The following is a 25,333-nucleotide window of genomic DNA, read 5'->3' on the forward strand; positions in this document are numbered from 1 at the left end:
TTTTCCTTTGAAAAAATGCAATCAAAAATAAAAAATATTATTCTAATTGGCCCAATGGGCTCAGGTAAGACAACTATTGGACGCCGTTTATCAGAAAAGTTAAGTCTCGATTTTTTTGACTCAGATCATGAAATTATTGATACAACAGGCGTAAGCATTGATCATATATTTGATGTTGAAGGTGAAAAAGGCTTTAGGGCTCGAGAGTCTGATGTAATAAAAAAATTATGTGTTACGCCCAATATAGTTTTGGCAACTGGAGGCGGCGCTGTAATTCTTAAGGAAAATCGTGACATGATAAAGAAAGCAGGTACAGTGGTTTATCTTTCATCATCCGTTGATCAAATTCTTAGAAGGACCGCAAAGTCAAAAACTCGGCCTCTGCTTGAAAAAAGTAACAATCGGAGAAAAACGATTAGTGATATTTTAGAAGCTAGGGATTCATTATATAAAGAGGTTGCTTCAGTCATTATTAATACCAATGGAAAAAAACTTAATGAAGTGATTTATGAAATTATTGAAGTTCTATAGGTTTTATATTTTATTTTTTGCATAAAATTCATCAAAACTTCACTAAAATATTTATTTGTTACTCTAAAATGATACTTTTTTATGTTAATTGTTTTGAACAGACAAAGGGGATACGATGTTAAAGAGAGCTAGTCTTTCAGTATTTTTGTTAATATCATCAAATGTAAATTCAATAACCCTAAACGAATTCAGTGAAAGGTTAGTTGAAACACATCCTTATTTTATTCAGCTATCTCTATCTGAAAAAACAAGCCTATTGGATCAAAAAGCATCTTTAACTTACTCGGACTGGAATATAAAGGCCGGTGCTAGTGAATCATTCTCTGGCGGTGAAGATACCTCAACTCTATATGATGATCTGTATACAACTAAATATGAGGTTTCTGCAAATAGAAAAGTTGAAGACTCAGGTGCTAGTGTTAATTTAAAGCATTCATTAATTCGAAGTGATAAAGACAGCAATGCCTCTCATTCAAACCTCTTGACACTTGATTATGTCCGCCCGTTGCTTCAAAACAAAGGTGGTTTAAATGATCGCCTTGCTCCTGATTTAGCTTCGTTAGATTTAATGGCAAAGCAAGTAAGTCTTGAAGAGCAGGCTGAGACGTTCTTGGCATCTAAGCTCTCTAAATTTATCGATTTAGCCCTCAAACAAGAAATTGTAAAAAACCATCAGACTTCACTTGATTTATCAAAGCAGCAACTTGATTTGGATGAAGAAAAATATGAAAACTCGCTGATTGATAAGTCAGTTTTAATCCAACAAAAAGATTCATATGTTAAAGCTAAACAGCAATTACTTCAGTCAAGTAAAGAATTAATTATCGAAAGAAGAGAGCTCGCTAACCTAATAGGCTTAAAAGAGTCAGATATGATTGTTGATCTTGATTTATTTGAAGTTCATAGTTTAATCAAAATTGATCCTGACTCTTTTGTTAAAGATTCAAGATTAATTCAAAAATTTGACTTTGATAAAGCTAGATTTCAAAGGCAGCTAGTAACTTTTGAAGATAAGACTATGCCGAGCGTTAATTTAAATTTAGGCCTGTCCTCATTGGGTGAAAATGATAAGTATTTTGGCAGTTTTGGTAATAGGGATTACTCCTGGAATATTGGAGTTGATATCTCATATCCATTAGGCTCTAGAAAAGAGCTAATAGATGTTGAGCGCACAGAAGTTAGCATTAATAATGTGGGTGCTAAAAAGAAAGAGGCTGAGATTACAAATGTTCAACAAATTAATTACCTGCTTGCACAAGTTGACTTATTATCTGAACTTGTCGTGCTTTATTTAGAGCAGGGCTCTTTAGCTGAAGAAATGGTTATTGAGGAGCAGATTAAGTTTGGTGAGGCTCGTGGTCAAAAATCACTAGTTATTGCGGCAAAAAGAAATGCCAACCTTGCAAACTTGACTTATCTGCAAGCAGCTGGTACCTACCAAAAAATAGTTATTGATTACAAAGCAGCAATCGATCAATTGTATCAATAAAAATGATTCGCCTGTTTTTGTCTTTATGCTCTATTTTGCCTCTGAAGATTAATCATATATTTGGGGCATTAATAGGTAAATTACTATATATTTTTGGCTCTGAAGCAAAAAAAGTTTCAGTCCAAAATGTTGAAATTTGTTTTCCTGAGCTTAGCCTTAAAGACCAAAAGTCTCTTGTTAAAAGTGCATTAATTCATACAGGCAAAAATTTAACCGAATCTGGTTTAATTTGGAATCAAAGTTTTTCAAAAAATGTGAACTATGTTTGTGATTTTAATGGTGAGCATTATTTAGACAATCAAAAAAAAACTATTCTACTGGTACCTCATATTGGATGCTGGGAGCTAACAGGTAGGGTTCTTGCTAATACAAGAAAAGTGACGTTTATGTATAAACCACTAAGAAGTCAAAAACAAAATGATTATTTATTTAAGCGCAGAAATAAAGGTAACTTGACTATGGCTAGTGCTGATAAATCTGGAATCTTAAAGATTCAGCGCGCATTAAAAAATAGGGAGCTTATTGGGATGTTACCTGATCAAGACCCAGGAGAGGAAGGAGGCATTATGTCTCCATTTTTTAATAAAGAAGCTAACACAATGACCTTGCTTGCTAAAATTGCAAATAAGAATGATCTGCAGGTATTAATGTTTTGGGCCAAAAGACTTCCTAAAGGAAGGGGTTATGAGTTAAATCTTGAGCCTGTTGAACTTAATTTAAATGGTGATACTTTAGAAGACCACGTTGCATCTATGAACCGCTGTGTTGAGGATTTAATTAGAAAGATGCCAGAGCAGTATATGTGGAGTTATAAACGATTTAAAGCAACGCATTCATACAGCTAATTAACTCAATCTAAGTAATTGTTATTTTATTGTCACAAAAATCTTGTCATTATCAATAATGGTATAATTTATCTATGAGAATTTTTGAAGATGTAAAAAGCGTTTTTGACCGCGACCCAGCGGCAAGAAATGTATTTGAAATACTTACCTGTTATTCAGGGGTTCAGGCTGTAATTATTTATCGCTTAACCCATTTATTATGGGGTTATAAACTCTTCTGGCTTGCGCGCTTTATTTCTACTTTTGCTCGCTGGTTTACTGGCATTGAAATCCATCCTGGCGCTGTCATTGGGAGACGCTTTTTTATTGACCATGGCATGGGCGTTGTTATTGGTGAAACTGCTGAGATCGGAGATGACTGCATGATGTACCATGGAGTTACGCTCGGTGGAACCTCCTGGGATAAAGAGAAGCGCCATCCCACATTAAAAGACGGCGTAGTTATTGGGGCGGGTGCAAAAATTCTAGGCCCAATTACGCTGGGCCTTAATGTTCGTGTTGGTTCAAATTCAGTTGTAGTAAGGTCAGTTGATGACAATGACACTGTAGTTGGCATCCCAGGACGCGTCGTTGTTAAGAAGGCTAGCGAGAGCGATACGTTTGACTCTTACGCTGCAAGCTCAAGTGGCCGCTCTAATGACCCAACTATTCAAGCTGTAGATTCTATTATTGAGCGCTTGGCTGAAATCGACAAGAAAATAGCCAATCTGCCTGTTGATTCTAAGCCCATAAAAGAAGACTCATAAATTGTTGAAAATAAGTAATTGTTGAGTGAATTTAATACTTGACTATTTTCATAGGTTACTAGTATAATTTCTTTGAATTTTTTAATAAACTAATAATGTTATGCAACTAACTACTAAAGGAAGATACGCAGTAACTGCAATGCTTGATCTTGCATCTAATGAGTCAGCTAAACCTGTTACACTGGATATGATTTCTCAAAGGCAAAATATCTCACTTTCTTACTTAGAGCAGCTCTTTGCTAAACTAAGAAAAGCATCATTGGTTAAAAGTGTTCGAGGTCCAGGAGGCGGTTACCTTTTAAATGTTAACGCTGTGGACGTTACTCTTACACAAATTATTGAAGCTGTTGATGAGAACATAGATTTACGTCGCTGTCATGGCTCAAAAGATTGCTTAAGGGGTAAGCAGTGTTTGTCACATCACTTGTGGTGTGAGGTAAGTGACCAAATAAGAGGGTTTCTGAGTACGAGAAATCTTCAACAGGTCATTGATGATTATAAAATTAATCAAGATATACAATTACATTAATAATTAAGGAATATAAATAATGCTAACTCCAACTTATATGGACTATTCATCTACTACTCCAGTAGATGCTCGTGTTGCTAAAAAAATGGCTAAATTCTTAACAATGGAAGGTGACTTTGGGAATCCAGCTTCACGCTCTCATTTTTATGGATGGCAGGCTGAAAAAGCGGTCGATGAGGCGCGCTCACAAGTAGCTGATCTAGTAGGGGCTGATCCAAGAGAGATTGTCTGGACTTCAGGCGCGACTGAGTCAAACAATTTAGCAATCAAAGGTATTGCGCACTTTTATGAAAAGCGTGGTAAGCATATTATTACCCTAAAAACTGAACATAAAGCGGTCTTAGATACATGCCGCCAACTAGAAAGAGAGGGTTTTGAAGTTACTTACTTAGATCCATTGCCAAATGGCTTGTTAGATATGGATGTTTTTAAGAAAACAATAAGAGAGGATACAATTCTTGCCTCAATTATGCATGTTAATAATGAGATTGGTGTTATTCAAGATTTACAAGCTATTGGTGATATTTGTAGAGAAAATAAGGTGTTTTTCCATGTTGATGCTGCTCAATCAGTTGGTAAGTTAGAGATCAATTTAGAGTCACTTCCGGTTGATTTAATGAGCTTTTCAGCGCATAAGATATATGGGCCTAAGGGTATGGGAGCGCTTTATGTGTCTCGTAAGCCAAGAGTCAGACTTGAGGCTCAGATGCATGGTGGTGGTCATGAGCGCGGAATGCGATCTGGCACGTTAGCTACCCATCAAATTGTTGGTATTGGTGAAGCATTTGCAATTGCTAAGGCTGAAATGAAAGATGAAGGCGAAAGAGTTCAAAAACTTCGTGATAGATTGCTTGCTGGTTTTTCTGACATGGAGGAGGTTGTTGTTAATGGTGACCTAGACCAAAGAATTTCAGGAAATTTGAATATAAGTTTTAACTATGTTGAAGGTGAATCTCTAATGATGGCGATTTCTGATGTAGCGGTGTCTTCTGGCTCTGCTTGCACTTCATCAAGCTTAGAGCCTTCTTATGTGCTCCGAGCTTTAGGGCTTACTGATGAGCTGGCACACAGTTCAATTCGTTTCAGTGTTGGTCGATATACAACTGAAAAAGATGTCGATGATGCAATTACACTGGTTCGTGAAAAAGTTCAAAAATTAAGGGATTTATCGCCTCTATGGGATATGTTTAAGGATGGGGTTGATTTAAGTACGGTTGAATGGGCTGCGCATTAAGTAGGCTAAGTGTTTAAATCAATAAAATATAACGGTATAGAGTAAAATTAAACTTAAATTCGGAGTAATTTATGGCATATGGTAAAAAAGTAATGGATCACTATGAAAACCCACGTAATGTTGGGGTTTTAGATAAGGATGCTGCAAATGTAGGAACAGGAATGGTTGGAGCTCCTGCTTGCGGCGACGTCATGAGATTGCAAATTCAAATAAATGATGAAGGTGTAATCGAAGAAGCTAAATTTAAAACGTATGGGTGCGGCTCAGCAATTGCCTCATCATCTCTTTTAACAGAGTGGGTTAAAGGAAAGACGTTGGATGAAGCAGCTCAGATTAAAAATACTGAAATTGTAGAAGAGTTAGAGCTACCTCCCGTAAAGATTCATTGTTCAGTTCTGGCTGAAGATGCAATAAAAGCAGCCATTAATGATCTGAAGAGTAAGGCTAGCTAATAATTATGGCAATAACGTTAACTGAAAAAGCGGCAGAGAGAATGAGCGATTATTTAGCTAATCGAGGCACAGGTGTTGGCGTAAGGCTCTCTGTTCAAACTACAGGCTGCTCTGGTCTTGGCTACAACATGGAATTTGTTGATGCAGTTAATGACGATGACACTCTGTTTGATGACAAAGGCGTTAAAGTTATTGTTGATGCTAAAAGCTTAATTTATATAGATGGTACTGAAGTTGATTACCAAAAAGAAGGCCTAAACGAAGGTTTTGAGTTTAACAATCCAAATTCGAAAGCTGAATGTGGTTGTGGCGAATCTTTTACTGTTTAATACGCTTTCGTTAGTTCTCAAGGTAAAACCCTAATGCAAAATTATTTTGAGTTATTTGATCTTGAAACATCATTCTTTATAGATGATGATCAGCTCAAATCTTCTTATCGAAAAGAAATATCCAGGTTTCACCCGGATAAATATGCCACAAAGAGTGAGTCTGAAAAACTTCAGGCCCTTCAGAATACATCACTTTTAAATACAGCATTTACATCTCTTAAAACCCCATTAAATCGTGCAAGTTATCTACTTAAGATGCAGGGTTTAGATCCATTTGATGAGAGAGATACAGTAATGAATCATGATTTTTTGATTTCTCAAATTGACTTACGTGAAGAGCTTGAGGTAATTGAGGAAGATCGAGATAGCCTTGGCTTAGAGAACTTTTTGGAGCGAGTTGATCTTCATATCGAAGAGAATACAGAGTCAATTTATAAGGCTTTTGAGATTAAGAGTGACCTCATGGATATCAAAATGAATGTTCGAGAACTCAAGTTTTATGATCAGCTCTATAAAGAAGCTAATAAATTAATGGACGAACTGCTCTAAGGATCTGATTTATGGCGTTATTACAAATTTCAGAGCCAGGCCAATCAACTGCGCCACACCACCATAATTTAGCTTGCGGCATTGATTTAGGTACAACCAACTCACTAGTAGCGAGCGTAATGAGCGGTGAGACGAAACTAGTTTTAGATCAAAACGATAGGGCAATCCTTCCATCAGTCGTTTATTGCGGCTCTAAGGACCTTATTGTTGGCAATGAAGCGCTTGATTTTGCAATAAAAGACCCAACAAACACAATTCTATCAATAAAGCGTTTTATGGGAATTGGTTATAGTGAAGCAAAAGAAATTAAAAATTTACCCTATGATTTTGAAGATCATAAAGGTAGCGTTTTATTTAAAACTGTAATTGGCAGTCTCTCAGCTATTGAAATTTCAGCAAAAATTCTTTCTACCTTAAAGACTCGCGCCGAAGGGGCTCTTGGCGGTGAGCTAAAAGGTGCGGTAATTACAGTCCCTGCATACTTCAATGACGCGCAGAGACAGTCTACTAAGGACTCAGCCAAACTTGCAGGAATAAATGTCTTAAGGCTTCTTAATGAGCCAACAGCGGCTGCAATTGCCTACGGTTTGGAGTCAGGCGAAGAGGGTATTCATGCGGTTTATGATCTCGGTGGTGGCACGTTTGATATATCAATACTAAATTTCTCTAAAGGTGTTTTTGAAGTACTTTCAACGGGCGGAGATTCAAGTCTGGGCGGTGACGATTTTGATAACTTAATATTTGAAGACTGCACCCATTCACTAAATCTGACTAACTTAACTGCTTCGCAAATTCAAACAGTTAGAAAACTCTCAAAGTCAGCAAAAGAAGAACTATCAGTTAATGAGGCTGCTGAATTTTCTATTGATGGCCAGTTCTATAAGATTACAAAGTCTCATTTTGATGATATGAGTGAGACTCTAATCAAAAGAACGTTACTTCTAACAAAGCGAGCCTTGAGAGATGCTGACGTTAATATATCTGACGTTAAAGAGGTTATTATGGTTGGTGGCTCAACTCGAATGAGCTCAATAAGAGAGCGAGTTGGAGAGGTCTTTAATAGGCCTGTTTTGTGCTCTATTAACCCTGATGAGGTTGTTGCCAAGGGCGCTGCAATTCAGGCAAACATATTAGTCGGCAATAAAAGTAGAGACGACGTATTACTGTTAGATGTTCTGCCTCTTTCTTTAGGTCTAGAGACTATGGGCGGACTGGTGGAGAAGGTGATTCATAGAAATACCACGATACCAATCACTAGGGCTCAAGAGTTTACGACCTACAAAGATGGTCAGACTGGAATGAGTATTCATGTATTTCAGGGTGAGCGCGAGCTTACAAAAGATTGCAGGTCACTCGGACGTTTCGAATTAAAAGAAATCCCTCCAATGGTTGCCGGCAGAGCTCGCATTCTAGTTGAATTTCAAGTGGACGCAGATGGCTTGTTATCCGTTTCAGCTAAAGAGGAAACTTCTGGCGTTAAATCTGAAATAGCTATTAAGCCTTCATTTGGCCTTAGTGACTCCGATATGGAAAAGATGCTTAAGGACTCCGTTGTATTTGCCCAAGAAGATATTATCTTAAGGCAGCTTCAAGAGCAGAAAATTGACGCAACAAGGACAATAGAGGCCATTGATTCAGCCTTAGAGGCTGATAAAGTTCTTTTAGATGAAGCGATGCTTAAAAGCATCCTTCAATCAAGAGACTATTTATCATCAATAATAGAGTCTGATGATGTTGCCCTCATAAAAAATGCAACCCTAGATCTTGAAAAGGTTAGCTCAAAATTTGTTGAGATGAGAATGAACAAGTCAATAATGAGCGCGATGAAAGGTCATAAAATTGATGAATTTAACTAATAACTATAAACTATCACTATGCCTCAATTAATTATCCTGCCAAATGAAGAATTTTGCCCTGAGGGCATTGTTATTGAAACAAATACTGGAACGAGTGTTTGCAGAGCTTTGCTTGACAACGGCATTGAAATTGAGCATGCCTGTGAAATGTCGAACGCCTGCACAACATGTCATATATACGTTCGAGAGGGTTTTGACTCAATCGAAGAGTCTGATGAAATCGAAGATGACCTACTCGATAAAGCCTGGGGGCTTGATCCTGACTCAAGATTATCTTGTCAGGCTGTTGTTTCAGAGGAAGACTTAGTTATTGAAATACCAAGGTACACGATTAATCAGGTGTCAGAAAATCACTAAACTTTAAAAAAGAGGGTACTTATGTTTTTAGATAAAATTAATGACGGTTTTTGGGCTTGTAAGCATACGTGGTCAAAAAGTGCCAATAATACAAAGTGGTGCCTCATTGGCTGCGCTACTGGTGAATTTGCGACATTGGCCTATTTCAGCTACTCTGGCATCACGAGTGACCTCGTTCTTTATAGTACTGTTTGGTACTTATTTGCAGCGCTACCTCTAATTAATGGCCTAATAACCAGTGTCATCTTGGAGACGATCATTCTTATCAGGTCAAATTTTGATTTTGCAAACGCCTTAAAAACGGCGCTAGGGATGTCTTTTATTTCAATGCTGATGATGGAAGTTGCGATGATGTTTACAGACCTAGTTTTTACAGGCGGCGTCTTGGGCCTAAATTATTTTGCGATCCCTTTAATGCTTTTAGTCGGTTTTTTAGCGCCTTGGCCCTATAATTACTGGCGCTTAAAGAAGTTTAATAAGGCTTGTCACTAACCTCTCCCAATAAAGTGAGAGGTTAGTTAATTTATAACCTCTTACTCAATTGTAATCTTTGGAAAAGCTCCTATTGACTCGCTTTGAAGCGACAATGTCGCAGCAACATTCCTTGCAATTTCCTGATACATCATTGAGACTTTACTCTCTGGATCTTTAGCAACACTCGGAGTACCTTCGTCAACATCAGTTCTGATTTCTAGTTTAAGTGGAAGCGCTCCAAGAAACTTTGTTTTAGAGGTAGCCGCCATTCGCTCGCCGCCGCCATTACCAAAAATCTCTTCAGCGTGATTGCAGTTTGAGCAAATATGAATCGACATGTTTTCAACGATACCTAGTATTGGAATGTTTACTTTTTCGAACATCGCTAAACCTTTCTGAGCGTCGATAAGAGCAATGTCTTGAGGCGTCGTAACAATGACCGCTCCGCTCACAGGAATCTTTTGAGAAAGCGTCAGCTGAGTGTCACCGGTTCCTGGCGGAAGATCGACAATCATGTAGTCCACATCTTCCCATTCTGTGTTCTTTAAAAGCTGCTCTAAAGCCTGAGTTACCATCGGGCCGCGCCATACCATAGGAGAGGCTTCTTCAACTAAAAACCCAATAGACATTGCCTGAATGCCATGCGCCAGTACTGGCTTCATGTTGCCGTCTTTAGACTCTTCGGGCCTAAGATCTTTAACGCCTAGCATGCGCGGCTGAGAGGGGCCATAAATGTCCGCATCGAGCAGCGCCACGTTTGCACCTTCAGACTGAAGAGAGAGAGCAATATTAACAGCAGTCGTTGACTTTCCAACGCCGCCCTTGCCTGAGGCAACAGCAATAATATTTTTAACGCCTGGCAGCGCAGGTACTCCGCCTTGAACCGCATAAGCCGCTATTTTTGACTTGATAGAAATATTTGAGTAATTAACGCCTTCCTTTGAGAGTGCTTCTTCAACTGAACCTTTAAGGTCTTCATGGTAGTTAATCGCAGGGTATTTAAGTAGCAATTCAACGTTCACTATCTCATCGTCAATAGAGATATTTTTAACGTTTTCAGATGAAACAAGATCTAAGCCTGTATGAACATCGATAACAGTACTAAGAATTTTTTGTATTGAGTCTTCAGTTAAATTTGTCAATTTGGTGACCTCAGTCGGTAAAATAGCGCTATTTTATCGTACAACTATCTTAGGAATCCTTAATAATATTGGGATTATTGATAACAAATTATGACCAAACGTAGAATACTTGTTACTTCAGCTCTGCCTTATGCCAACGGTGAGATTCATTTAGGGCACTTGCTTGAATACATTCAGACAGATATCTGGGTTCGGTTTCAAAAAATGCAGGGTAATGAGTGTCATTATGTGTGTGCGGACGATGCCCATGGAACTCCGATTATGCTCAAGGCAGATGAGATGGGAATTGATCCTGAAGAATTAATTGCAGGGGTGAGTGAGCGTCACCAGACAGACTTTAAAGATTTTAATGTTAACTTCAGTCAGTTTCACTCGACGCACTCTGAGGAGAACCGCCATTACTCAGAGCTGATCTATTCTCGCCTAAAAGATTCAGGCTTTATTAAGACCCGCGTTATATCTCAGGCTTATGATCCTGAAAAAGAAATGTTTCTGCCAGACCGTTTTATTAAAGGTGAGTGTCCTAAGTGTGGCGCTGAGGATCAGTACGGTGATAACTGTGAGGTATGCGGTGCAACTTATTCAACAACAGAGCTTAAGAATGCTAGGTCGGTTGTCTCGGGTGCGGTCCCAATTGAAAAAGAGTCTGAGCACTATTTCTTTGACCTTCCTCAGTTTGAAAAGCAATTAAAGGAATGGACTAATGCTGGACATCTCCAAGACGAGGTCAGCAATAAATTAGCAGAATGGTTTGAGCAAGGCCTTCAGCAGTGGGATATTTCTAGAGACAAACCTTACTTTGGCTTTCAAATTCCAGGAACTGAGGACAAGTATTTCTATGTCTGGCTTGATGCGCCTATTGGCTACATGGCGAGCTTTAAAAAGCTTTGTGACAATAGTGATCTTGAGTTTGATGACTTCTTTGCTAAAGGCTCGGATACTGAGCTTTATCACTTCATTGGAAAGGACATTGTTTACTTCCACGCACTATTTTGGCCGGCCACATTAATGGGCTCAAATTTTAGAACGCCGAACGCAATCTTTGCTCATGGCTTTCTATCGGTCAATGGTCAGAAGATGAGTAAGTCACGTGGAACCTTTATTCAGGCAAGGACTTACTTAGAGACCCTTAATCCTGAGTGTCTTCGTTATTACTATGCCTATAAGTTATCTTCTAAGATTGATGATATTGACTTAAACCTTGAAGACTTTAAGCAGCGCGTGAATTCTGACATTGTGGGTAAGGTCGTTAACATCGCCTCAAGAAGTGCTTCGTTCGTTGTTAAGAGGTATGACAAAGAACTGTCTGCTGCATGCATCGAGCAGGAGCTCTACGATGAGTTTGTAGCCGCTGGCCCAGAAATTGCAGCACATTATGAGGCGAGAAACTTTGGACACGCTATGCGCTCAATTATGAAGCTTGCGGACAAGGCGAATCAGTACATTGATGAGAAAAAGCCATGGCAACTTGCGAAAGAAGAGGGCAAGGCGCAAGAGGTACACGAGGTAACGTCTCTAGCGATTAACCTGTTTAGAGTTTTGATGACGTATCTTAAGCCTGTGCTTCCAGAGATGGCTAAGAGCTCAGAAGAGTTCCTTAATATCGACTCACTGAACTGGGAAGACATTAAAAGCCCACTGACAAGTCATCATATCAATAAATTTAAACCGCTCATGACGCGTATTGAAGATGAGCAATTAGAGGCAATGATAGAGTCCTCAAAGGTATAAAATACCAAAAGTTTAGGAGGGGTGGCAGAGTGGTCGATCGCGCCCGCTTGGAAAGCGTGTATACCTCACGGTATCGAGGGTTCGAATCCCTCTCCCTCCACCATACTTACTCTGTCACCATTGCTGATTTACTTGTAATTTAGTCGCCATTCGCGAAACTCTTCATTATGAATAGCGAAAACAAGACCTTCAGTAAAACCGTTTTTAAGTCTATAAGTTTCTTTAAGGTCTTGACAATAAATATCAATAGTTGCGTTTAAATCATTAAGAGTGAAATAATCATTAATGCCTTGGTTATTTTCTTCTATTGATTTAGCAGTTTTTAAATCTGTAAACATACCGGTTATGATTTTTGCAATTGTATCTCTTTGTTTAATGCAGGCATCAAAGTCCTCTATGTAATCCTTGTAACCTCTGATAGCATATATCGTATAGTTGTTTGGTATAGTGTTCTTAATAAAAACTGAGGCTTTGTCATATATATTTTTCTCTGTCGGTACTATGATTTCCAAGAATTTATTTGGTTCATTGAGATAAGAATATCTATTTAAATCTTTGTATTTCTCAATCCCATCAAGTATTTCATCTTCACTCATAAATTCTAGCAGGCTGTCCCCAAGGCTTATATCTACAACTTCGAAATTTGCAAAATGGACTGCAAGAACTGCAGGGGAATTAAGAAAGAATAGTGAGAGCAGAAGTAGGGGTAGTTTTTTCATAATAGGATTATATGTTAACTGAGACTAAAGTCCAAACTTCGTTTGATGTGAGAGAGCAGCTATTATTAATAGTTAGTCGAGTTCAGTAGGAGGAATGCCTTCAAAGTTTGAATATATAAGCTAGTATAAATCTATTATTAAATGTAAAAATTATAAAAAATTATTTGGAAGTTTCTTTATAGTTCAAATTGAAATTTAAATATTACTATCTTGAAATGAAGTGTTTGAACACTTCATTTATTAGTGTATATTCAATTTATCATAGTTGCAATTTCAGCTATGATTAATGTAAAAAACAAAGGAGAAACTATGAAAATATTTAACTTAATGATGGGCGCATTTTTGGCCGTAGGCTCAAGCTCCATAGGCGCTGCCCCTATAAGTCAATTAGGCTCACCTGAAGGGGAACTTAATATTGTGGCATGGGCTGGGTATATTGAAAGAGGAGATACTAATGAGGCTTTTGACTGGGTAACTACATATGAAAAATCTACTGGTTGTAACGTAAATGTTAAAACAGCTGGAACCTCTGATGAAATGGTTGCATTAATGAATCAGGGTGGGTTTGATATAGTTACGGCATCTGGAGATGCTAGTCTTAGAATGATAGCAGGAAAAACTGTTCAAGAAATAAATACAGATCTTATTCCAAGCTGGAACACTATAGATAAAAGGCTTCAAGATGCAGTATGGCATACTGTGGATGGCAAACATTATGGTACGCCCTATGCATGGGGTTCAAATGTATTAATGTACAATACAGACGCTTTTGGAGATGAAGTTCCAGATAGCTGGAATGTTGTCTGGGAAGAGCAGACACTTGCGGATGGTAAGAGCAATAAAAATAGAGTTCAGGCTTTTGATGGACCTATCCATATAGCAGATGCTGCAATGTACTTAATGTATCACAATCCAGAGCTTGGCATTAAAGATCCTTATGAGTTAACTGAAGATCAATATCAAGCTTCACTTAACTTGTTACGCCAACAAAGAGAGTTAGTTGGTAGGTATTGGCATGATGCTTTTATGCAAATGGATGACTTCACAAATGAAGGCTTTGTTGCATCAGGTTCTTGGCCATTCCAGGTTAACCTTTTAAAGCCAAATGTTCCAATTGCTAGTACAATTCCTAAAGAAGGTGCGACAGGTTGGGCAGATACAACAATGGTTCACGCCGAAGCTAAAAACCTTAATTGTGCCTATCTATGGATGGAGCATCAGTTGAGCTCTAACCTTCAGAGTGATCTAGCAGCATGGTTTGGAGCGGTTCCAGTAGTTCCTTCAAAATGTGTTGGTTCTGATTTACTTGGGCCTGAAGGCTGTAAGATCAATGGTATAGACAACTTTGATAAAATTATGTTTTGGAAAACTCCTGTTGCTTCATGCAAAACTCAGGAAGTTTGTGTTCCATACTACAGATGGGTTACTGACTATATCGCTGTTCTTGGCGGTAGATAATAAATATATAACTTAATAAGAAAAAAAAGGGGGGGTTCACTCCCCCTTTTTTTTTAAATGCATTATGTTAAAAGCTTTAAATTTAAAAAACATCAATAAATCATATGGTCTTATTAAGGCGCTTGATAATATAGATTTAACTGTGAGTGATGGTGAATTCTTTTCCTTATTAGGGCCATCTGGCTCTGGAAAGACTACATGTCTTAAAGTTATAGCTGGATTCGAAGCACCAGACAATGGTAATGTCTCTATTTTTGAAGAAGATGTTACAAACATCCCACCTTTCAAAAGGCATGTTAATACTGTATTCCAAGATTATGCACTTTTCCCTCATATGAACGTTCGACAGAACGTTGGTTATAGCCTTAAAGTTCAGAAAATGAAAGGCTCACCTATGGATCGTAAGATAGATGAAATTCTTGAAATTGTAAATCTAACGGGTTACGATTTACGCAAACCAAGTGAACTCTCTGGTGGCCAAAGACAAAGAGTCGCATTAGCTAGATCTCTTATTAATAAACCTAAAATTTTGTTACTGGATGAACCTCTTGGTGCCTTAGACCTTAAACTCAGAGAAAAAATGCAGGTTGAATTAAAAAATATTCAGAGGCAATTCAAAATAACTTTTATATATGTAACTCATGACCAACAAGAGGCGCTAAGTATGAGTGATAGAATTGCTGTTTTTAACAATGGTAAGATTGAACAAATTGATACGCCAGCAAATATCTACAGCAAGCCAATTAATTCATTTGTAGCAGAATTTATTGGAACTACTTCAATATTTAATAAAGATTCAGCTATGAAGATTTTTGGTCTCGACAAGGCATTCTCCGTTAGACCTGAAAATATCATTATTATGGAGACAAAAAAAGATCTTGCTGCTATAGATAAGAAGCAATACTTCATCACCAATGGGACTTTAGCTGACTGCCAGTTTCAAGGCTCTCACCTGAAGATGACCTACGCAATTGATAATGATTGTAAACTTAGTGTGTTTAAGTCACTAGAGGGCAATATTAATCAGAAATATGACATTAATATAAAACATACGATTGCTTGGAAAAAAACCGACATTACAACTTTAAATGAATAAACTTTTAGACTCTTTTTCTAATTTTACTTACAGAAATAAAAATTTTATTTTTTTATCCTTTCTTATAGTTCCTCTTCTTTGGTTGGGAGTTGTCTATCTTGGCTCACTATTAATTTTTTTAGGCCATTCTTTTTTTCATTTAGATGGTTTTACCGGACAGATCGTTTATGAGTTTAGCTTTAAAACTCTTATCGAGCTTTTTAGTTCACCTGCAAATATAGATATTCTTATTAGAACTGTTGGTTTAGCAACTTGTGTCACCATTGGTTCAGCAATTATTGGATTTCCAATTGCATACTACATGGCTAAATTTACATCTCCAAAAGTCAAAATATTTCTTTTCATTGCTATTATGCTTCCTCTATGGTCAAGCTATCTTGTTAGAGTTTATTCCTGGAAGCTCATTTTAGCTAAGGAAGGAATAATCAACTGGTTCTTTGAGAGGCTGCATCTTGAATGGCTACTTGATAATATTCTCTCTATTCCATTAATAGGGGGACCCTCATTATCAATTTCATATATTGGAATGTTTTTAGTATTTACTTATATATGGCTGCCATTTATGATTTTACCAATCCAAGCATCTTTAGAGAGGGTTCCAAATTCGTTGATTAATGCTTCATATGATTTAGGAGCTAATAAAAGGCAAACTTTTTATAAGGTGATCCTGCCACTTGCACTTCCAGGAATAATTGCTGGCTCGATTTTTACCTTTTCTCTAACACTGGGTGACTACATAATTCCATATATTATTGGAACGTCCAAATTTTTTATTGGACAAGCAGTTTATACCCATCAAGGTACAGCTGGAAACATACCTCTAGCTGCTGCTTTTTCACTGGTACCAATTGTGGTTATGATAATTTATATATACCTTGCCAAAAAAATGGGGGCATTTAATGCTCTTTAGAAAAGGATCAATTAATAGGCTTAATAAGGCAGGTCTAGGGCTTCAATTTGGGGCTATTGCTGGACTTTTATTCTTGCATATTCCTCTTCTATTAATTATTCTATATGCATTCACTACTGAGGATAAGTCCTATCAATTTCCGCCTCCTGGCTATACCCTTAAATGGTTTGAGGTGGTATTAAATAGGCAAGATATATGGGATGCAGTTGCATTATCTATGCAGATAGCAATTATCTCTACTTTTCTCGCAATAATTCTAGGAACATTAGCTGCTGGAGCTCTCTATAAAACTTCTTTCTTTGGTAAAAGTTCAATAACTATTTTGATTATTTTACCTATAGCTCTGCCAGGGATAATTACTGGTATATCTCTAAGAAGTACATTTGGAGTTTTGGGAGTCCCATTTAGTACCTGGACTATCATAATCGGACACGCCACTTTCTGTATGGTTGTGGTCTACAATAATGTAGTTGCGCGGCTAAGAAGAACTTCTCCAAACTTAATACAGGCATCGATGGACCTTGGAGCAAATAACCTACAAACATTTTTCTATGTTATTCTCCCTAATATGGGTACAGCTATTCTAGCAGGAGGCATGCTGGCTTTTGCTTTGTCTTTTGATGAGGTTATTGTAACCACCTTCACTGCTGGACAACAAACAACACTGCCAATATGGATGTTTTCTGAATTAATAAGACCAAGGCAACGACCAATTACTAATGTAGTAGCAGTTTTTATAATGCTTATCACGTTTATTCCTATTGTCTTTGCAAGCTATGTAGCAAGTAAAACTTCAGAATCTGAAGGATCAACAAAATAACCTATTACACAAAGGAGTCATTATGAAAATAAAACAACTAATTAATAACGAACTTGTTTTGGGCGAAGGGCCTAGTGAGAAAATAATTAACCCATTTAATTCTGAGATAATAACTGAAATACCTCAATCATCTATTGAGCAGGTTAATTTAGCAGTTCAGTCAGCAAAGGCTGCCTTTACTTCATGGTCACGAACCACCCCTGCTGAAAGGTCTGGTATGCTTCTTAAAGTTGCAGATATGATTGAGCAAAAAGCTGAAGAGATTGCAAGAATAGAGTCATTAAACTGTGGAAAGCCATATCATCTAGTTTTAAATGATGAAATTCCTGGAGTTGCTGACGTATTTAGATTTAATGCAGCTGCATGTCGGACAATGCAGGGCTCTGCTGCCGGCGAGTATTTAGAGGGTTTTACCAGTATGATTCGAAGAGACCCTATCGGTGTTATTGGTTCAATTGCTCCCTGGAACTATCCATTAATGATGGCAGCATGGAAATTAGCTCCAGCGTTAGCCACGGGTAATACTGTCGTACTTAAGCCTTCTGAGCAAACACCATTAACTACTCTATTCATAGTTGATATTTTGGCGGAAGTTTTTCCAAAAGGTGTGGTAAATGTTATCTATGGAATTGGAGAAACTGTAGGATCAGCGCTTATTCATAATCCAGATGTGCAAATGATTTCATTAACTGGTGACGTTAGTACTGGTAAAAAAATCTTAGAAGCTGCAAGCCATAGTATTAAAAAAACACATCTAGAATTAGGTGGAAAGGCTCCAGTTATTGTCTTTGATGATGCTGATATTGATCTACTAATAGAAGGTATAAAGGACTTTGGATATTACAATGCAGGTCAAGATTGCACTGCTGCTTGTAGGATGTTTGTTGATAAAAAAATATATGATAAAGTTGTATCTAAATTAACTCAAGCAGTAAATACTATTGGTTATGGTAATGATGATGATAGTAAAAATGACATACCTCCTTTAATTACTGCTGAACATTTAAATAGAGTTTCTGGATTTATTGAAAAGGCTAAATTAGTTGACAATATAGAGATTACAACAGGTGGACATGCTAAAGATGGTGTAGGTAATTTTTATCTACCGACAGTCGTTGCTGGAGCTAACCATGATGATGAAATTGTTCAAAAAGAAGTTTTTGGTCCAGTAGTTTCTGTGACACCATTTTCTGATGTCGAAGATGCTATTGGATGGGCAAATGATTCTCCATATGGATTAGCATCATCAGTTTGGACTCAAAATATTACAAAAGGGATGGCAACTGCTGCTAGGCTTCAGTATGGTTGTACTTGGGTCAATACACATTTCATGTTAGCTTCTGAAATGCCACATGGTGGCGTCAAGTCATCAGGTTATGGAAAAGATTTATCTATATATTCGTTGGAAGACTATACAAACATCAGACATGTTATGGTAAATATTGGCGCCTAAATCCAAATATTAGATATTAACAAAATTGGTGGAGGGAGAATATATTTAATTGTAAGTAGATTGGTGAGTAGAATTTATATCGATAATTAGTATATCTTCAAATAGAAGAGCTGCAGGTGATTAGTAGAATCCCTTTCCCTTCACCATTTTTTTTATGTTTCGATTAATTATTTTCTTTAATCCGATAAATCCTTATAGGTTGAGGAAAAAGCTTCAATTGCTTTATCTAAATCACCTTTAGTATGTCCCGCTGATATTTGTACTCTGATTCTTGCTTTGCCTTTTGGCACCACAGGAAAGAAAAAACCAATTGCATAAATCCCCTTTTCTAGAAGTTTGACTGACATCTTTTGTGCTAATTTAGCGTCACCTAACATGACTGGAACAATTGGATGAATACCATCATCTACATTAAAGCCTGCCTCTTGCATACCTTGACGAAAGTAATTCGTATTCTTTTCTAGATGATCTCTTAGTTCTGTAGAGTTTGAAAGCATCTCTAATACTTTTATAGAGGCTGCACATATAGAAGGCGCAACAGTATTTGAAAATAAATAGGGTCTGGAGCCTTGCCTCAACATATCAATGATTTCTTGACGACCTGAGGTGAAACCACCCGAGCCACCACCAAGCGCTTTGCCAAAGGTTCCAGTAATAATATCAACACGGTCCATCACATCACAATATTCATGAACTCCACGACCAGTCTTTCCTATAAAGCCAGTTGCATGACAGTCATCATGATGGACCATAGCATCATACTTATCAGCCAAATCACATATTTTATCGAGCTGCGCAATAGTGCCATCCATTGAAAAAACACCGTCAGTTGTAATTAGAATACGTCTAGCTCCACTCTCTTTAGCTTCAATTAGTTTTGCCTCAAGATCAGTCATATCATTGTGCTTATAACGAAATCGAGCGGCCTTACAAAGACGAACACCATCAATGATTGAAGCATGGTTGAGTTCGTCAGATATAACCGCATCATCCTTAGATAAAATTGTTTCAAAGAGTCCTGTATTGGCATCAAAACAAGCTGCGTAGAGAATCGTATCTTCCAGGCCAAGAAATTCACTAACCTTGTGTTCAAGTTTTTTATGGATGCTCTGAGTACCGCAAATAAAGCGGACAGATGACAAGCCAAAACCCCAGTCACTAAAACTATCTTTAGCTGCTTGAATTACCTCAGAATGGTTTGCTAAACCAAGATAATTGTTCGCGCACATGTTGATCACTTCAGTGCCACCTTCAAGTGTAATTTGGTTTTTTTGATCAGATGCAATGACACGTTCAGTTTTCCATAAACTTGCCTCTTTAATGGCATTTAAATCTTTTTCTAAGCTCGCTTTTGCACTTTTAAAACTCATTAAAATTCCTTAAATTAATCTTCCCAATTGAGGATGACTTTGCCAGATTGGCCTGAACACATTACATCAAAACCCTGCTGGAAGTCAGTGTAGTGGTAATGGTGGGTAATAATTTTTTCAAGTGGGAGCCCACTTTGTACCATCATAGAACCTTTATACCAAGTCTCAAAAATCTCACGACCATAAATACCTTTTATATGTAGCCCTTTGAATACAACCAAGTCCCAATCAATACCAGAACCCGAAGGCATGATGGCTAGCATTGCTACCTTGCCGCCATTAATCATTTTATTAAGCATCTCCCCAAATGCCTGAGGTGAGCCTGACATTTCAAAGCCAACATCAAAGCCTTCAAAAATACCTAAACTTTCCATTAATTCTTTCGTAATTTGATTTTTTTCAACATTAACAGTGATTACTTTCGGTAAGATTTTTTTAACTAAATTAAGGCGGTATTCATTTAAATCAGTAATTACTATATTACGAGCACCACTGTGAGCAGCAACCATTGCAGCCATAATTCCAATTGGACCTGCGCCAGTTATTAAAATATCCTCTCCTACCATATCAAATGAAAGCGCGGTATGAACTGCATTCCCATAAGGGTCGAAACAGGCTAGTAAGTCTGCTGAAATTTTGACACTTGGTTTAAATACATTTTCTGCTGGAACCGATACATACTCTGCAAAAGATCCGTTTCGATTAACTCCAATCCCAACAGTATTAGGACACAGGTGTTTGCGTCCACCTAGGCAGTTACGGCATCGATTGCAAACTATATGACCCTCAGCAGAAACCAGATCACCAACCTTTAATCCAACAACACTTTCACCTAACTCAGCTATAACTCCAGCAAATTCATGGCCTGTTGTCATTGGCACAGATATGGTTTTTTTTGCCCATGCATCCCAATTATAAATATGTATGTCAGTACCACAAATTGCAGTTTTCTGAACTTTGACGAGCACATCGTTACTGCTTACCTCTGGCATGGGTACGTCTTCAAGCCAAATCCCTTTCTCTGAGTGGCTTTTAACTAATGCTTTCACAATACAATCCTTAGTTGTTTAAAAAAATATTAGTGAGTAGAATTTATATCAATAATTGATATATCATTTTATAGAAAGGGGCTATAGACGTTTAGTTGATTCTCAAATTCTAGATTGTAAATAGTTCTTATTTAATTAGTCTATAAGTGGTAAGAGTTTATCAATAGATTCTTTTGCATCCCCGTAGAACATTCTTGCATTCTCCTTAAAGAATAATGGATTTTCGATGCCAGAATATCCTGTTCCCTGACCCCGTTTGGAGACAAATACTTGTTTAGCCTTCCAGCATTCTAATACAGGCATGCCTGCAATTGGGCTGTTTGGGTCTTCTTGAGCAGCTGGATTCACAATGTCATTAGATCCAATTACAATAGCCACATCGGTATCTGGGAAGTCATCATTAATCTCCTCCATCTCCATAACGATGTCATAAGGTACCCGTGCCTCTGCTAGAAGAACATTCATATGACCTGGCAAGCGACCAGCTACTGGATGGATTGCAAAGCGAACATTTTTTCCCTGAGCTATTAACTTACGCGCTAATTCAGACACTGATTGTTGAGCTTGGGCAACAGCCATACCGTAACCTGGGATTATTATAATACTTTCAGCTTCATTTAATACAGAGGCAACACCGTCTACATCAATAGCGACCTGCTCTCCATTAATCTCCATTTGAGGGCCAGATGAACCACCAAAGCCACCAAGGATTACGCTCACAAAGGACCGATTCATAGCTTTACACATGATGTAGGATAAAATAGCGCCTGATGATCCTACTAAAGCTCCAACAACAATCAAAAGGTCATTACCAAGACTAAATCCAATCGCAGCAGCAGCCCAACCTGAATATGAATTCAGCATCGATACCACTACCGGCATGTCTGCACCACCAATACCCATGATAAGGTGATAACCGATAAATAAAGCCATGACCATCAGAATGATCATCGACAATAACTCACCAGAATTTAAATACCAAGCTACAGACAATACTGACACTATAGCTGCAGTTGCATTAAGAAAGTGACCCCCAGGAAGCTTGATAGCTTCTGAAGTTACTCTGCCTGCTAACTTGCTATAAGCAATCACTGAGCCTGTAAAAGTAACAGCACCAATCCAGATACCCAAAGCTGTCTCAACACGAAGAATGTTGATCTCTACAACTGACTTTTTAGCAAGTAGCCCTGAAAACCCTTCAAGCATTTTCTTGGCAGTATCATCCATAGAGGCAATATTAACCAGTTCAAAATGAGTGTTAAAGCCCACAAATACCGCGGCAAGCCCAACCAAAGCATGCATACCAGCAACTAACTCTGGCATTTCAGTCATTCCCACTTTTGACGCTAAAAGGTAACCTATCAAGCCACCCGCTGCAATCAGAGCCAGTGAGAGCCACCAATGCCCTAATCCAGGACCTAGTAGGGTGGCAGATACAGCTAAGGCCATTCCAGTAATACCATACCAGACCGCGCGCTTTGCGCTTTCCTGACCAGACAGCCCGCCAAGTGATAGAATAAATAACACCGCTGCAAGAACGTAAACAGCAGAAGTAAAGCCTATTTCCATGACGCCAGCCTCATTAAGATTTCTGGAACATGGCAAGCATGCGCCTCGTTACAAGGAAGCCACCAAATATATTAATGCCCGCAAAAAACACTGATATCGCAGCAAGAACCATGACTATAGAGCTGGATGAATTTATCTGAAGTATTGCTCCCAATATTATGATTGATGAAATCGCATTGGTCACAGCCATCAATGGCGTATGAAGAGAGTGGCTAACATTCCAAATCACTTGAAAACCAACAAAAACAGATAAGATAAAAACAATAAAGTGCTGCATAAAACTTGCTGGTGCATAGCTTCCAACTAAGAATAACAATGCGCCTCCAACAAAAAGTAATATAACTTGGTTTTTAGTCTGTTTTTTAAAGGCTACAACCTCATCAGCTCGAACCTCTTCAGGGGTTTTATCTGGAACCCTTGCTTTTTGAATAGCGGCAATAGCCTGTACTTTTGGAGGTGGAGGAGGAAAAGTAATCTCTCCATTATGAACGACCGTTGCGCCGCGGATAACGTCATCCTCCATATCATGAACTATCACTCCGTCTTTGTTGGGAGTCAAGTCATCAATCATGTGGCGAATATTACTGGCATAAAGAGTACTCGCCTGAGCGGCCATCCGGCTTGGAAAATCTGTATAACCAATAATAATTACGCCATTATCTGTAACAATGCGCTCATCTATAACAGTAAGCTTGCAATTTCCACCCTTTTCAGCAGCCAGATCTACTACGACTGAGCCAGGTTTCATACTGGCAACCATATCCTTAGTCCAAAGCTCAGGCGCTTCTCGATTAGGAATCAAAGCGGTAGTAATCACAATATCCATATCAGGCGCAATCTCTCGGAACTTGACTAATTGAGCGTTAGTAAATTCAGGCGAAGATACAGCAGCGTAACCTCCAGTTGAGGTGCTATTGTTCTGTTCATCTTCAAAATCTAAGAAAACAAATTCAGCGCCCATAGACTCTACCTGCTCGGCAACTTCTGGGCGAACGTCAAATGCATAGGTGATAGCACCAAGAGAGGTAGAGGTGCCAATTGCTGCGAGTCCAGCAACACCGGCGCCAACTACTAAGACCTTTGCTGGGGGTACTTTACCGGCTGCTGTCATCTGTCCAGTAAAAAAGCGGCCAAAGTTGTTACCCGCCTCAATCACTGCGCGGTAGCCGGAAATATTGGCCATAGAAGATAATGCATCCATTTTTTGGGCGCGACTAATGCGCGGCACCATATCCATAGCAATAACTCTAGCCTCTTTAGCTTTAGCCATTTCCATTAACACTTCATTGGCGCTTGGATAGAAAAAAGAGATTAGTGTCTTGGAGGATGAAAGTCTTTTGATTTCAGATTCACTTGGTGGCTGAACCTTAACAATTACATCACTTGCCTTTATAAGTGCTTCACCAGATTTGCAGATCTCAACGCCTACATCTTCATATTGCTTATCAATAAAGCCAGCTGAAATACCAGCACCCAATTCTACCAGGCACTCATGACCAAGCTTTTTTAGCTTAATTGCACTATCTGGAGTTAAGGCAACACGCTGTTCACCTGAAGAGGTTTCTTTAAGAGCTCCAATTTTCATAATTTTCGTCCTTGTGTGACGCGGCCTTTCACCTTATTAAAACTTTGTAAATACATTACCAAATATTAAATTTCATAACTGGCACTACATTTCATTTTTTTATATTTACATATTATAACATTTTATTAATAAAAGATATATATGTTTACATATATATGATAATAGTTGACCCAGTTTAATTAAATTAGAAATTCGTTATACCAATCTGAGTGAATAGGAAAACAAAGATGTTTTTGATAAATGAATTTTAGTTGAATAAATTGAAGATTATTAGAGCGATAAACTTAAAAATATTATGGTTTAATCTACCCCATAAATACAAAAGAGAGCAAAGATTTGTCTTGTCCAAACATAATTAATCACCTTTCCCGGGCTTTTCAGAAAATAGATGCATCTTTCCATCTGGAAAATTATCCGGATGATATTTTTCATGCTCAGGATCTGGACCACTATTTTCAGTAATAACTGGCCAATTCATCTCTGTGCTGTATTTTCTATTGAACTCTAACCATTTAACGCCAACAGGATCAGTATCAGGTAATATAGCTTCAACTGGACACTCTGGAACGCAGACATCACAATCAATGCACTCATCCGGGTTAATGACTAGTGTATTTTCACCTTCGTAAAAACAATCTACCGGGCACACCTCAACGCAATCTAGGTGCTTACATTTGATACATCCATCGGTTACTACGTAGGCCATTTGATTTCATCCAATGATAAAAAACTAAAAAATATAACTCTATGTTAATTTGAACACATTCTATTAAGAATAAAAACATGAAATACAACAAACATCAAAAAGAGTACAATTGATGGCTAATGGCTTTACTTCAACTAGCGGATAGAACTATGAAAAAACAGAATGAAGAACTAAAAACCAAGAAGAAAAAGAAATTATCATTGCAAGAAAAAGCAATAATGGCCACAAACGCAAGGTCTGAAGAGTCAGACATTCATAATTCTGACTGGAATCCGGGCTCACTAAGTAGACTGGATAAGGCTTTGAAAGAAGAGAGTTAATATTCAATTGCTAT

Annotated in this window: 26 protein-coding genes and 1 tRNA gene; 20 read left to right on the plus strand and 7 right to left on the minus strand. The window is 38.0% G+C overall.

Features of this window, described 5'->3' with window-relative positions; genetic code table 11:
• The first annotated feature begins 15 nt into the window (after positions 1-15).
• From ABXT51_RS04230 to ABXT51_RS04285, 12 genes are all read left to right on the plus strand, one after another.
• Positions 16-531: a shikimate kinase gene (locus ABXT51_RS04230; RefSeq protein ID WP_416696257.1), complete on the plus strand. Its 516-nt coding sequence runs from the start codon at positions 16-18 to the stop codon at positions 529-531.
• Positions 532-646: 115 nt separating this feature from the next.
• Positions 647-2,020, plus strand: a complete 1,374-nt coding sequence (locus ABXT51_RS04235) for a TolC family protein (RefSeq protein ID WP_416696258.1) — start codon at positions 647-649, stop codon at positions 2,018-2,020.
• A gap of 2 nt (positions 2,021-2,022) precedes the next feature.
• Positions 2,023-2,865 (plus strand): lysophospholipid acyltransferase family protein, encoded by an 843-nt coding sequence (locus tag ABXT51_RS04240; RefSeq protein WP_416696259.1) that lies wholly within the window; start codon positions 2,023-2,025, stop codon positions 2,863-2,865.
• Positions 2,866-2,939: 74 nt separating this feature from the next.
• Positions 2,940-3,611: a serine O-acetyltransferase gene (cysE, locus tag ABXT51_RS04245; RefSeq protein WP_416696260.1), complete on the plus strand. Its 672-nt coding sequence runs from the start codon at positions 2,940-2,942 to the stop codon at positions 3,609-3,611.
• Positions 3,612-3,711: 100 nt separating this feature from the next.
• Complete coding sequence (locus ABXT51_RS04250; RefSeq protein WP_271541747.1) at positions 3,712-4,140, plus strand: Rrf2 family transcriptional regulator; 429 nt, start codon at positions 3,712-3,714, stop codon at positions 4,138-4,140.
• 19 nt (positions 4,141-4,159) lie between these two features.
• Positions 4,160-5,374, plus strand: coding sequence for an IscS subfamily cysteine desulfurase (locus ABXT51_RS04255; RefSeq protein ID WP_416696261.1), 1,215 nt, complete (start codon positions 4,160-4,162; stop codon positions 5,372-5,374).
• A 71-nt stretch (positions 5,375-5,445) separates the two neighbouring features.
• A complete protein-coding gene (gene iscU / locus ABXT51_RS04260; RefSeq protein ID WP_271541743.1) occupies positions 5,446-5,826 on the plus strand; it encodes a Fe-S cluster assembly scaffold IscU in 381 nt (126 codons plus the stop codon).
• A gap of 5 nt (positions 5,827-5,831) precedes the next feature.
• A complete protein-coding gene (iscA, locus tag ABXT51_RS04265) occupies positions 5,832-6,155 on the plus strand; it encodes an iron-sulfur cluster assembly protein IscA (protein WP_271541741.1) in 324 nt (107 codons plus the stop codon).
• 33 nt (positions 6,156-6,188) lie between these two features.
• On the plus strand, positions 6,189-6,704 hold the full coding sequence (hscB, locus tag ABXT51_RS04270) for a Fe-S protein assembly co-chaperone HscB (RefSeq protein ID WP_416696262.1): 516 nt from the start codon (positions 6,189-6,191) through the stop codon (positions 6,702-6,704).
• 11 nt (positions 6,705-6,715) lie between these two features.
• Positions 6,716-8,560 (plus strand): Fe-S protein assembly chaperone HscA, encoded by a 1,845-nt coding sequence (gene hscA / locus ABXT51_RS04275; protein WP_416696263.1) that lies wholly within the window; start codon positions 6,716-6,718, stop codon positions 8,558-8,560.
• A gap of 18 nt (positions 8,561-8,578) precedes the next feature.
• Positions 8,579-8,917, plus strand: coding sequence for an ISC system 2Fe-2S type ferredoxin (fdx, locus tag ABXT51_RS04280; RefSeq protein WP_416696264.1), 339 nt, complete (start codon positions 8,579-8,581; stop codon positions 8,915-8,917).
• A gap of 21 nt (positions 8,918-8,938) precedes the next feature.
• The gene (locus ABXT51_RS04285; protein WP_416696265.1) at positions 8,939-9,409 is read left to right on the plus strand and encodes a DUF4396 domain-containing protein; all 471 of its coding nucleotides are present in this window, start codon (positions 8,939-8,941) and stop codon (positions 9,407-9,409) included.
• Positions 9,410-9,450: 41 nt separating this feature from the next.
• Here the strand turns inward: ABXT51_RS04285 and apbC are convergent, their stop codons facing one another.
• Positions 9,451-10,533: an iron-sulfur cluster carrier protein ApbC gene (apbC, locus tag ABXT51_RS04290; RefSeq protein WP_416696266.1), complete on the minus strand. Its 1,083-nt coding sequence runs from the start codon at positions 10,531-10,533 to the stop codon at positions 9,451-9,453.
• A gap of 90 nt (positions 10,534-10,623) precedes the next feature.
• On the opposite strand from apbC, the gene metG reads away from it, so the two are divergent.
• Entirely contained in the window at positions 10,624-12,264 is a 1,641-nt protein-coding gene (metG, locus tag ABXT51_RS04295; protein WP_416696267.1) for a methionine--tRNA ligase, read from the plus strand.
• A 15-nt stretch (positions 12,265-12,279) separates the two neighbouring features.
• Positions 12,280-12,367, plus strand: a tRNA-Ser gene (locus ABXT51_RS04300).
• Between the two features lie 25 nt (positions 12,368-12,392).
• Here ABXT51_RS04300 and ABXT51_RS04305 read toward each other — a convergent pair.
• Positions 12,393-12,983, minus strand: a complete 591-nt coding sequence (locus tag ABXT51_RS04305; protein ID WP_416696268.1) for a hypothetical protein — start codon at positions 12,981-12,983, stop codon at positions 12,393-12,395.
• Positions 12,984-13,292: 309 nt separating this feature from the next.
• Between ABXT51_RS04305 and ABXT51_RS04310 the strand changes: the two genes are divergently transcribed.
• The 5 genes from ABXT51_RS04310 to ABXT51_RS04330 all read left to right on the plus strand — a co-directional run bounded on the left by ABXT51_RS04310 (position 13,293) and on the right by ABXT51_RS04330 (position 18,720).
• A complete protein-coding gene (locus ABXT51_RS04310) occupies positions 13,293-14,441 on the plus strand; it encodes an ABC transporter substrate-binding protein (RefSeq protein ID WP_416696269.1) in 1,149 nt (382 codons plus the stop codon).
• A 64-nt stretch (positions 14,442-14,505) separates the two neighbouring features.
• The gene (locus ABXT51_RS04315) at positions 14,506-15,537 is read left to right on the plus strand and encodes an ABC transporter ATP-binding protein (protein ID WP_416696270.1); all 1,032 of its coding nucleotides are present in this window, start codon (positions 14,506-14,508) and stop codon (positions 15,535-15,537) included.
• On the plus strand, positions 15,530-16,447 hold the full coding sequence (locus tag ABXT51_RS04320) for an ABC transporter permease (protein WP_416676990.1): 918 nt from the start codon (positions 15,530-15,532) through the stop codon (positions 16,445-16,447). Before ABXT51_RS04315 ends, ABXT51_RS04320 begins: the two co-directional genes overlap by 8 nt.
• The gene (locus ABXT51_RS04325; RefSeq protein WP_416696271.1) at positions 16,437-17,267 is read left to right on the plus strand and encodes an ABC transporter permease; all 831 of its coding nucleotides are present in this window, start codon (positions 16,437-16,439) and stop codon (positions 17,265-17,267) included. Before ABXT51_RS04320 ends, ABXT51_RS04325 begins: the two co-directional genes overlap by 11 nt.
• Before the next feature lie 22 nt (positions 17,268-17,289).
• Positions 17,290-18,720 carry a gamma-aminobutyraldehyde dehydrogenase gene (locus ABXT51_RS04330; RefSeq protein WP_416676992.1) on the plus strand — a complete coding sequence of 477 codons (1,431 nt, stop codon included), beginning with the start codon at positions 17,290-17,292 and terminating at the stop codon, positions 18,718-18,720.
• A 176-nt stretch (positions 18,721-18,896) separates the two neighbouring features.
• Here ABXT51_RS04330 and kbl read toward each other — a convergent pair whose 3' ends face one another.
• The 5 genes from kbl to fdxA all read right to left on the minus strand — a co-directional run bounded on the left by kbl (position 18,897) and on the right by fdxA (position 24,999).
• The gene (gene kbl, locus ABXT51_RS04335; RefSeq protein ID WP_416696272.1) at positions 18,897-20,090 is read right to left on the minus strand and encodes a glycine C-acetyltransferase; all 1,194 of its coding nucleotides are present in this window, start codon (positions 20,088-20,090) and stop codon (positions 18,897-18,899) included.
• A 14-nt stretch (positions 20,091-20,104) separates the two neighbouring features.
• Entirely contained in the window at positions 20,105-21,139 is a 1,035-nt protein-coding gene (gene tdh, locus ABXT51_RS04340; RefSeq protein WP_416696273.1) for an L-threonine 3-dehydrogenase, read from the minus strand.
• A gap of 135 nt (positions 21,140-21,274) precedes the next feature.
• Positions 21,275-22,708, minus strand: coding sequence for an NAD(P)(+) transhydrogenase (Re/Si-specific) subunit beta (locus ABXT51_RS04345; RefSeq protein WP_416679548.1), 1,434 nt, complete (start codon positions 22,706-22,708; stop codon positions 21,275-21,277).
• A gap of 13 nt (positions 22,709-22,721) precedes the next feature.
• Positions 22,722-24,293: a Re/Si-specific NAD(P)(+) transhydrogenase subunit alpha gene (locus ABXT51_RS04350; protein WP_416696274.1), complete on the minus strand. Its 1,572-nt coding sequence runs from the start codon at positions 24,291-24,293 to the stop codon at positions 22,722-22,724.
• Between the two features lie 355 nt (positions 24,294-24,648).
• Positions 24,649-24,999, minus strand: a complete 351-nt coding sequence (gene fdxA / locus ABXT51_RS04355; protein WP_416696275.1) for a ferredoxin FdxA — start codon at positions 24,997-24,999, stop codon at positions 24,649-24,651.
• A 149-nt stretch (positions 25,000-25,148) separates the two neighbouring features.
• Between fdxA and ABXT51_RS04360 the strand changes: the two genes are divergently transcribed.
• Positions 25,149-25,319, plus strand: a complete 171-nt coding sequence (locus tag ABXT51_RS04360) for a hypothetical protein (RefSeq protein WP_416696276.1) — start codon at positions 25,149-25,151, stop codon at positions 25,317-25,319.
• Positions 25,320-25,333: the final 14 nt, after the last annotated feature.

Source organism: Candidatus Pseudothioglobus sp. Uisw_050_01 (assembly GCF_048085775.1).
Classification (GTDB): domain Bacteria; phylum Pseudomonadota; class Gammaproteobacteria; order PS1; family Pseudothioglobaceae; genus Pseudothioglobus.

Excerpts from the sequence above, each read along its gene's own strand:
- ABXT51_RS04230 (WP_416696257.1), top strand. The coding sequence starts at position 16 with ATGCAATCAAAAATAAAAAATATTATTCTAATTGGCCCAATGGGCTCA.
- ABXT51_RS04235 (WP_416696258.1), top strand. The coding sequence starts at position 647 with ATGTTAAAGAGAGCTAGTCTTTCAGTATTTTTGTTAATATCATCAAAT.
- ABXT51_RS04240 (WP_416696259.1), top strand. The coding sequence starts at position 2,023 with ATGATTCGCCTGTTTTTGTCTTTATGCTCTATTTTGCCTCTGAAGATT.
- cysE (WP_416696260.1), top strand. The coding sequence starts at position 2,940 with ATGAGAATTTTTGAAGATGTAAAAAGCGTTTTTGACCGCGACCCAGCG.
- ABXT51_RS04250 (WP_271541747.1), top strand. The coding sequence starts at position 3,712 with ATGCAACTAACTACTAAAGGAAGATACGCAGTAACTGCAATGCTTGAT.
- ABXT51_RS04255 (WP_416696261.1), top strand. The coding sequence starts at position 4,160 with ATGCTAACTCCAACTTATATGGACTATTCATCTACTACTCCAGTAGAT.
- iscU (WP_271541743.1), top strand. The coding sequence starts at position 5,446 with ATGGCATATGGTAAAAAAGTAATGGATCACTATGAAAACCCACGTAAT.
- iscA (WP_271541741.1), top strand. The coding sequence starts at position 5,832 with ATGGCAATAACGTTAACTGAAAAAGCGGCAGAGAGAATGAGCGATTAT.
- hscB (WP_416696262.1), top strand. The coding sequence starts at position 6,189 with ATGCAAAATTATTTTGAGTTATTTGATCTTGAAACATCATTCTTTATA.
- hscA (WP_416696263.1), top strand. The coding sequence starts at position 6,716 with ATGGCGTTATTACAAATTTCAGAGCCAGGCCAATCAACTGCGCCACAC.
- fdx (WP_416696264.1), top strand. The coding sequence starts at position 8,579 with ATGCCTCAATTAATTATCCTGCCAAATGAAGAATTTTGCCCTGAGGGC.
- ABXT51_RS04285 (WP_416696265.1), top strand. The coding sequence starts at position 8,939 with ATGTTTTTAGATAAAATTAATGACGGTTTTTGGGCTTGTAAGCATACG.
- metG (WP_416696267.1), top strand. The coding sequence starts at position 10,624 with ATGACCAAACGTAGAATACTTGTTACTTCAGCTCTGCCTTATGCCAAC.
- ABXT51_RS04305 (WP_416696268.1), bottom strand. The coding sequence starts at position 12,983 with ATGAAAAAACTACCCCTACTTCTGCTCTCACTATTCTTTCTTAATTCC.
- ABXT51_RS04310 (WP_416696269.1), top strand. The coding sequence starts at position 13,293 with ATGAAAATATTTAACTTAATGATGGGCGCATTTTTGGCCGTAGGCTCA.
- ABXT51_RS04315 (WP_416696270.1), top strand. The coding sequence starts at position 14,506 with ATGTTAAAAGCTTTAAATTTAAAAAACATCAATAAATCATATGGTCTT.
- ABXT51_RS04320 (WP_416676990.1), top strand. The coding sequence starts at position 15,530 with ATGAATAAACTTTTAGACTCTTTTTCTAATTTTACTTACAGAAATAAA.
- ABXT51_RS04325 (WP_416696271.1), top strand. The coding sequence starts at position 16,437 with ATGCTCTTTAGAAAAGGATCAATTAATAGGCTTAATAAGGCAGGTCTA.
- ABXT51_RS04330 (WP_416676992.1), top strand. The coding sequence starts at position 17,290 with ATGAAAATAAAACAACTAATTAATAACGAACTTGTTTTGGGCGAAGGG.
- kbl (WP_416696272.1), bottom strand. The coding sequence starts at position 20,090 with ATGAGTTTTAAAAGTGCAAAAGCGAGCTTAGAAAAAGATTTAAATGCC.
- ABXT51_RS04345 (WP_416679548.1), bottom strand. The coding sequence starts at position 22,708 with ATGGAAATAGGCTTTACTTCTGCTGTTTACGTTCTTGCAGCGGTGTTA.
- ABXT51_RS04350 (WP_416696274.1), bottom strand. The coding sequence starts at position 24,293 with ATGAAAATTGGAGCTCTTAAAGAAACCTCTTCAGGTGAACAGCGTGTT.
- fdxA (WP_416696275.1), bottom strand. The coding sequence starts at position 24,999 with ATGGCCTACGTAGTAACCGATGGATGTATCAAATGTAAGCACCTAGAT.
- ABXT51_RS04360 (WP_416696276.1), top strand. The coding sequence starts at position 25,149 with ATGAAAAAACAGAATGAAGAACTAAAAACCAAGAAGAAAAAGAAATTA.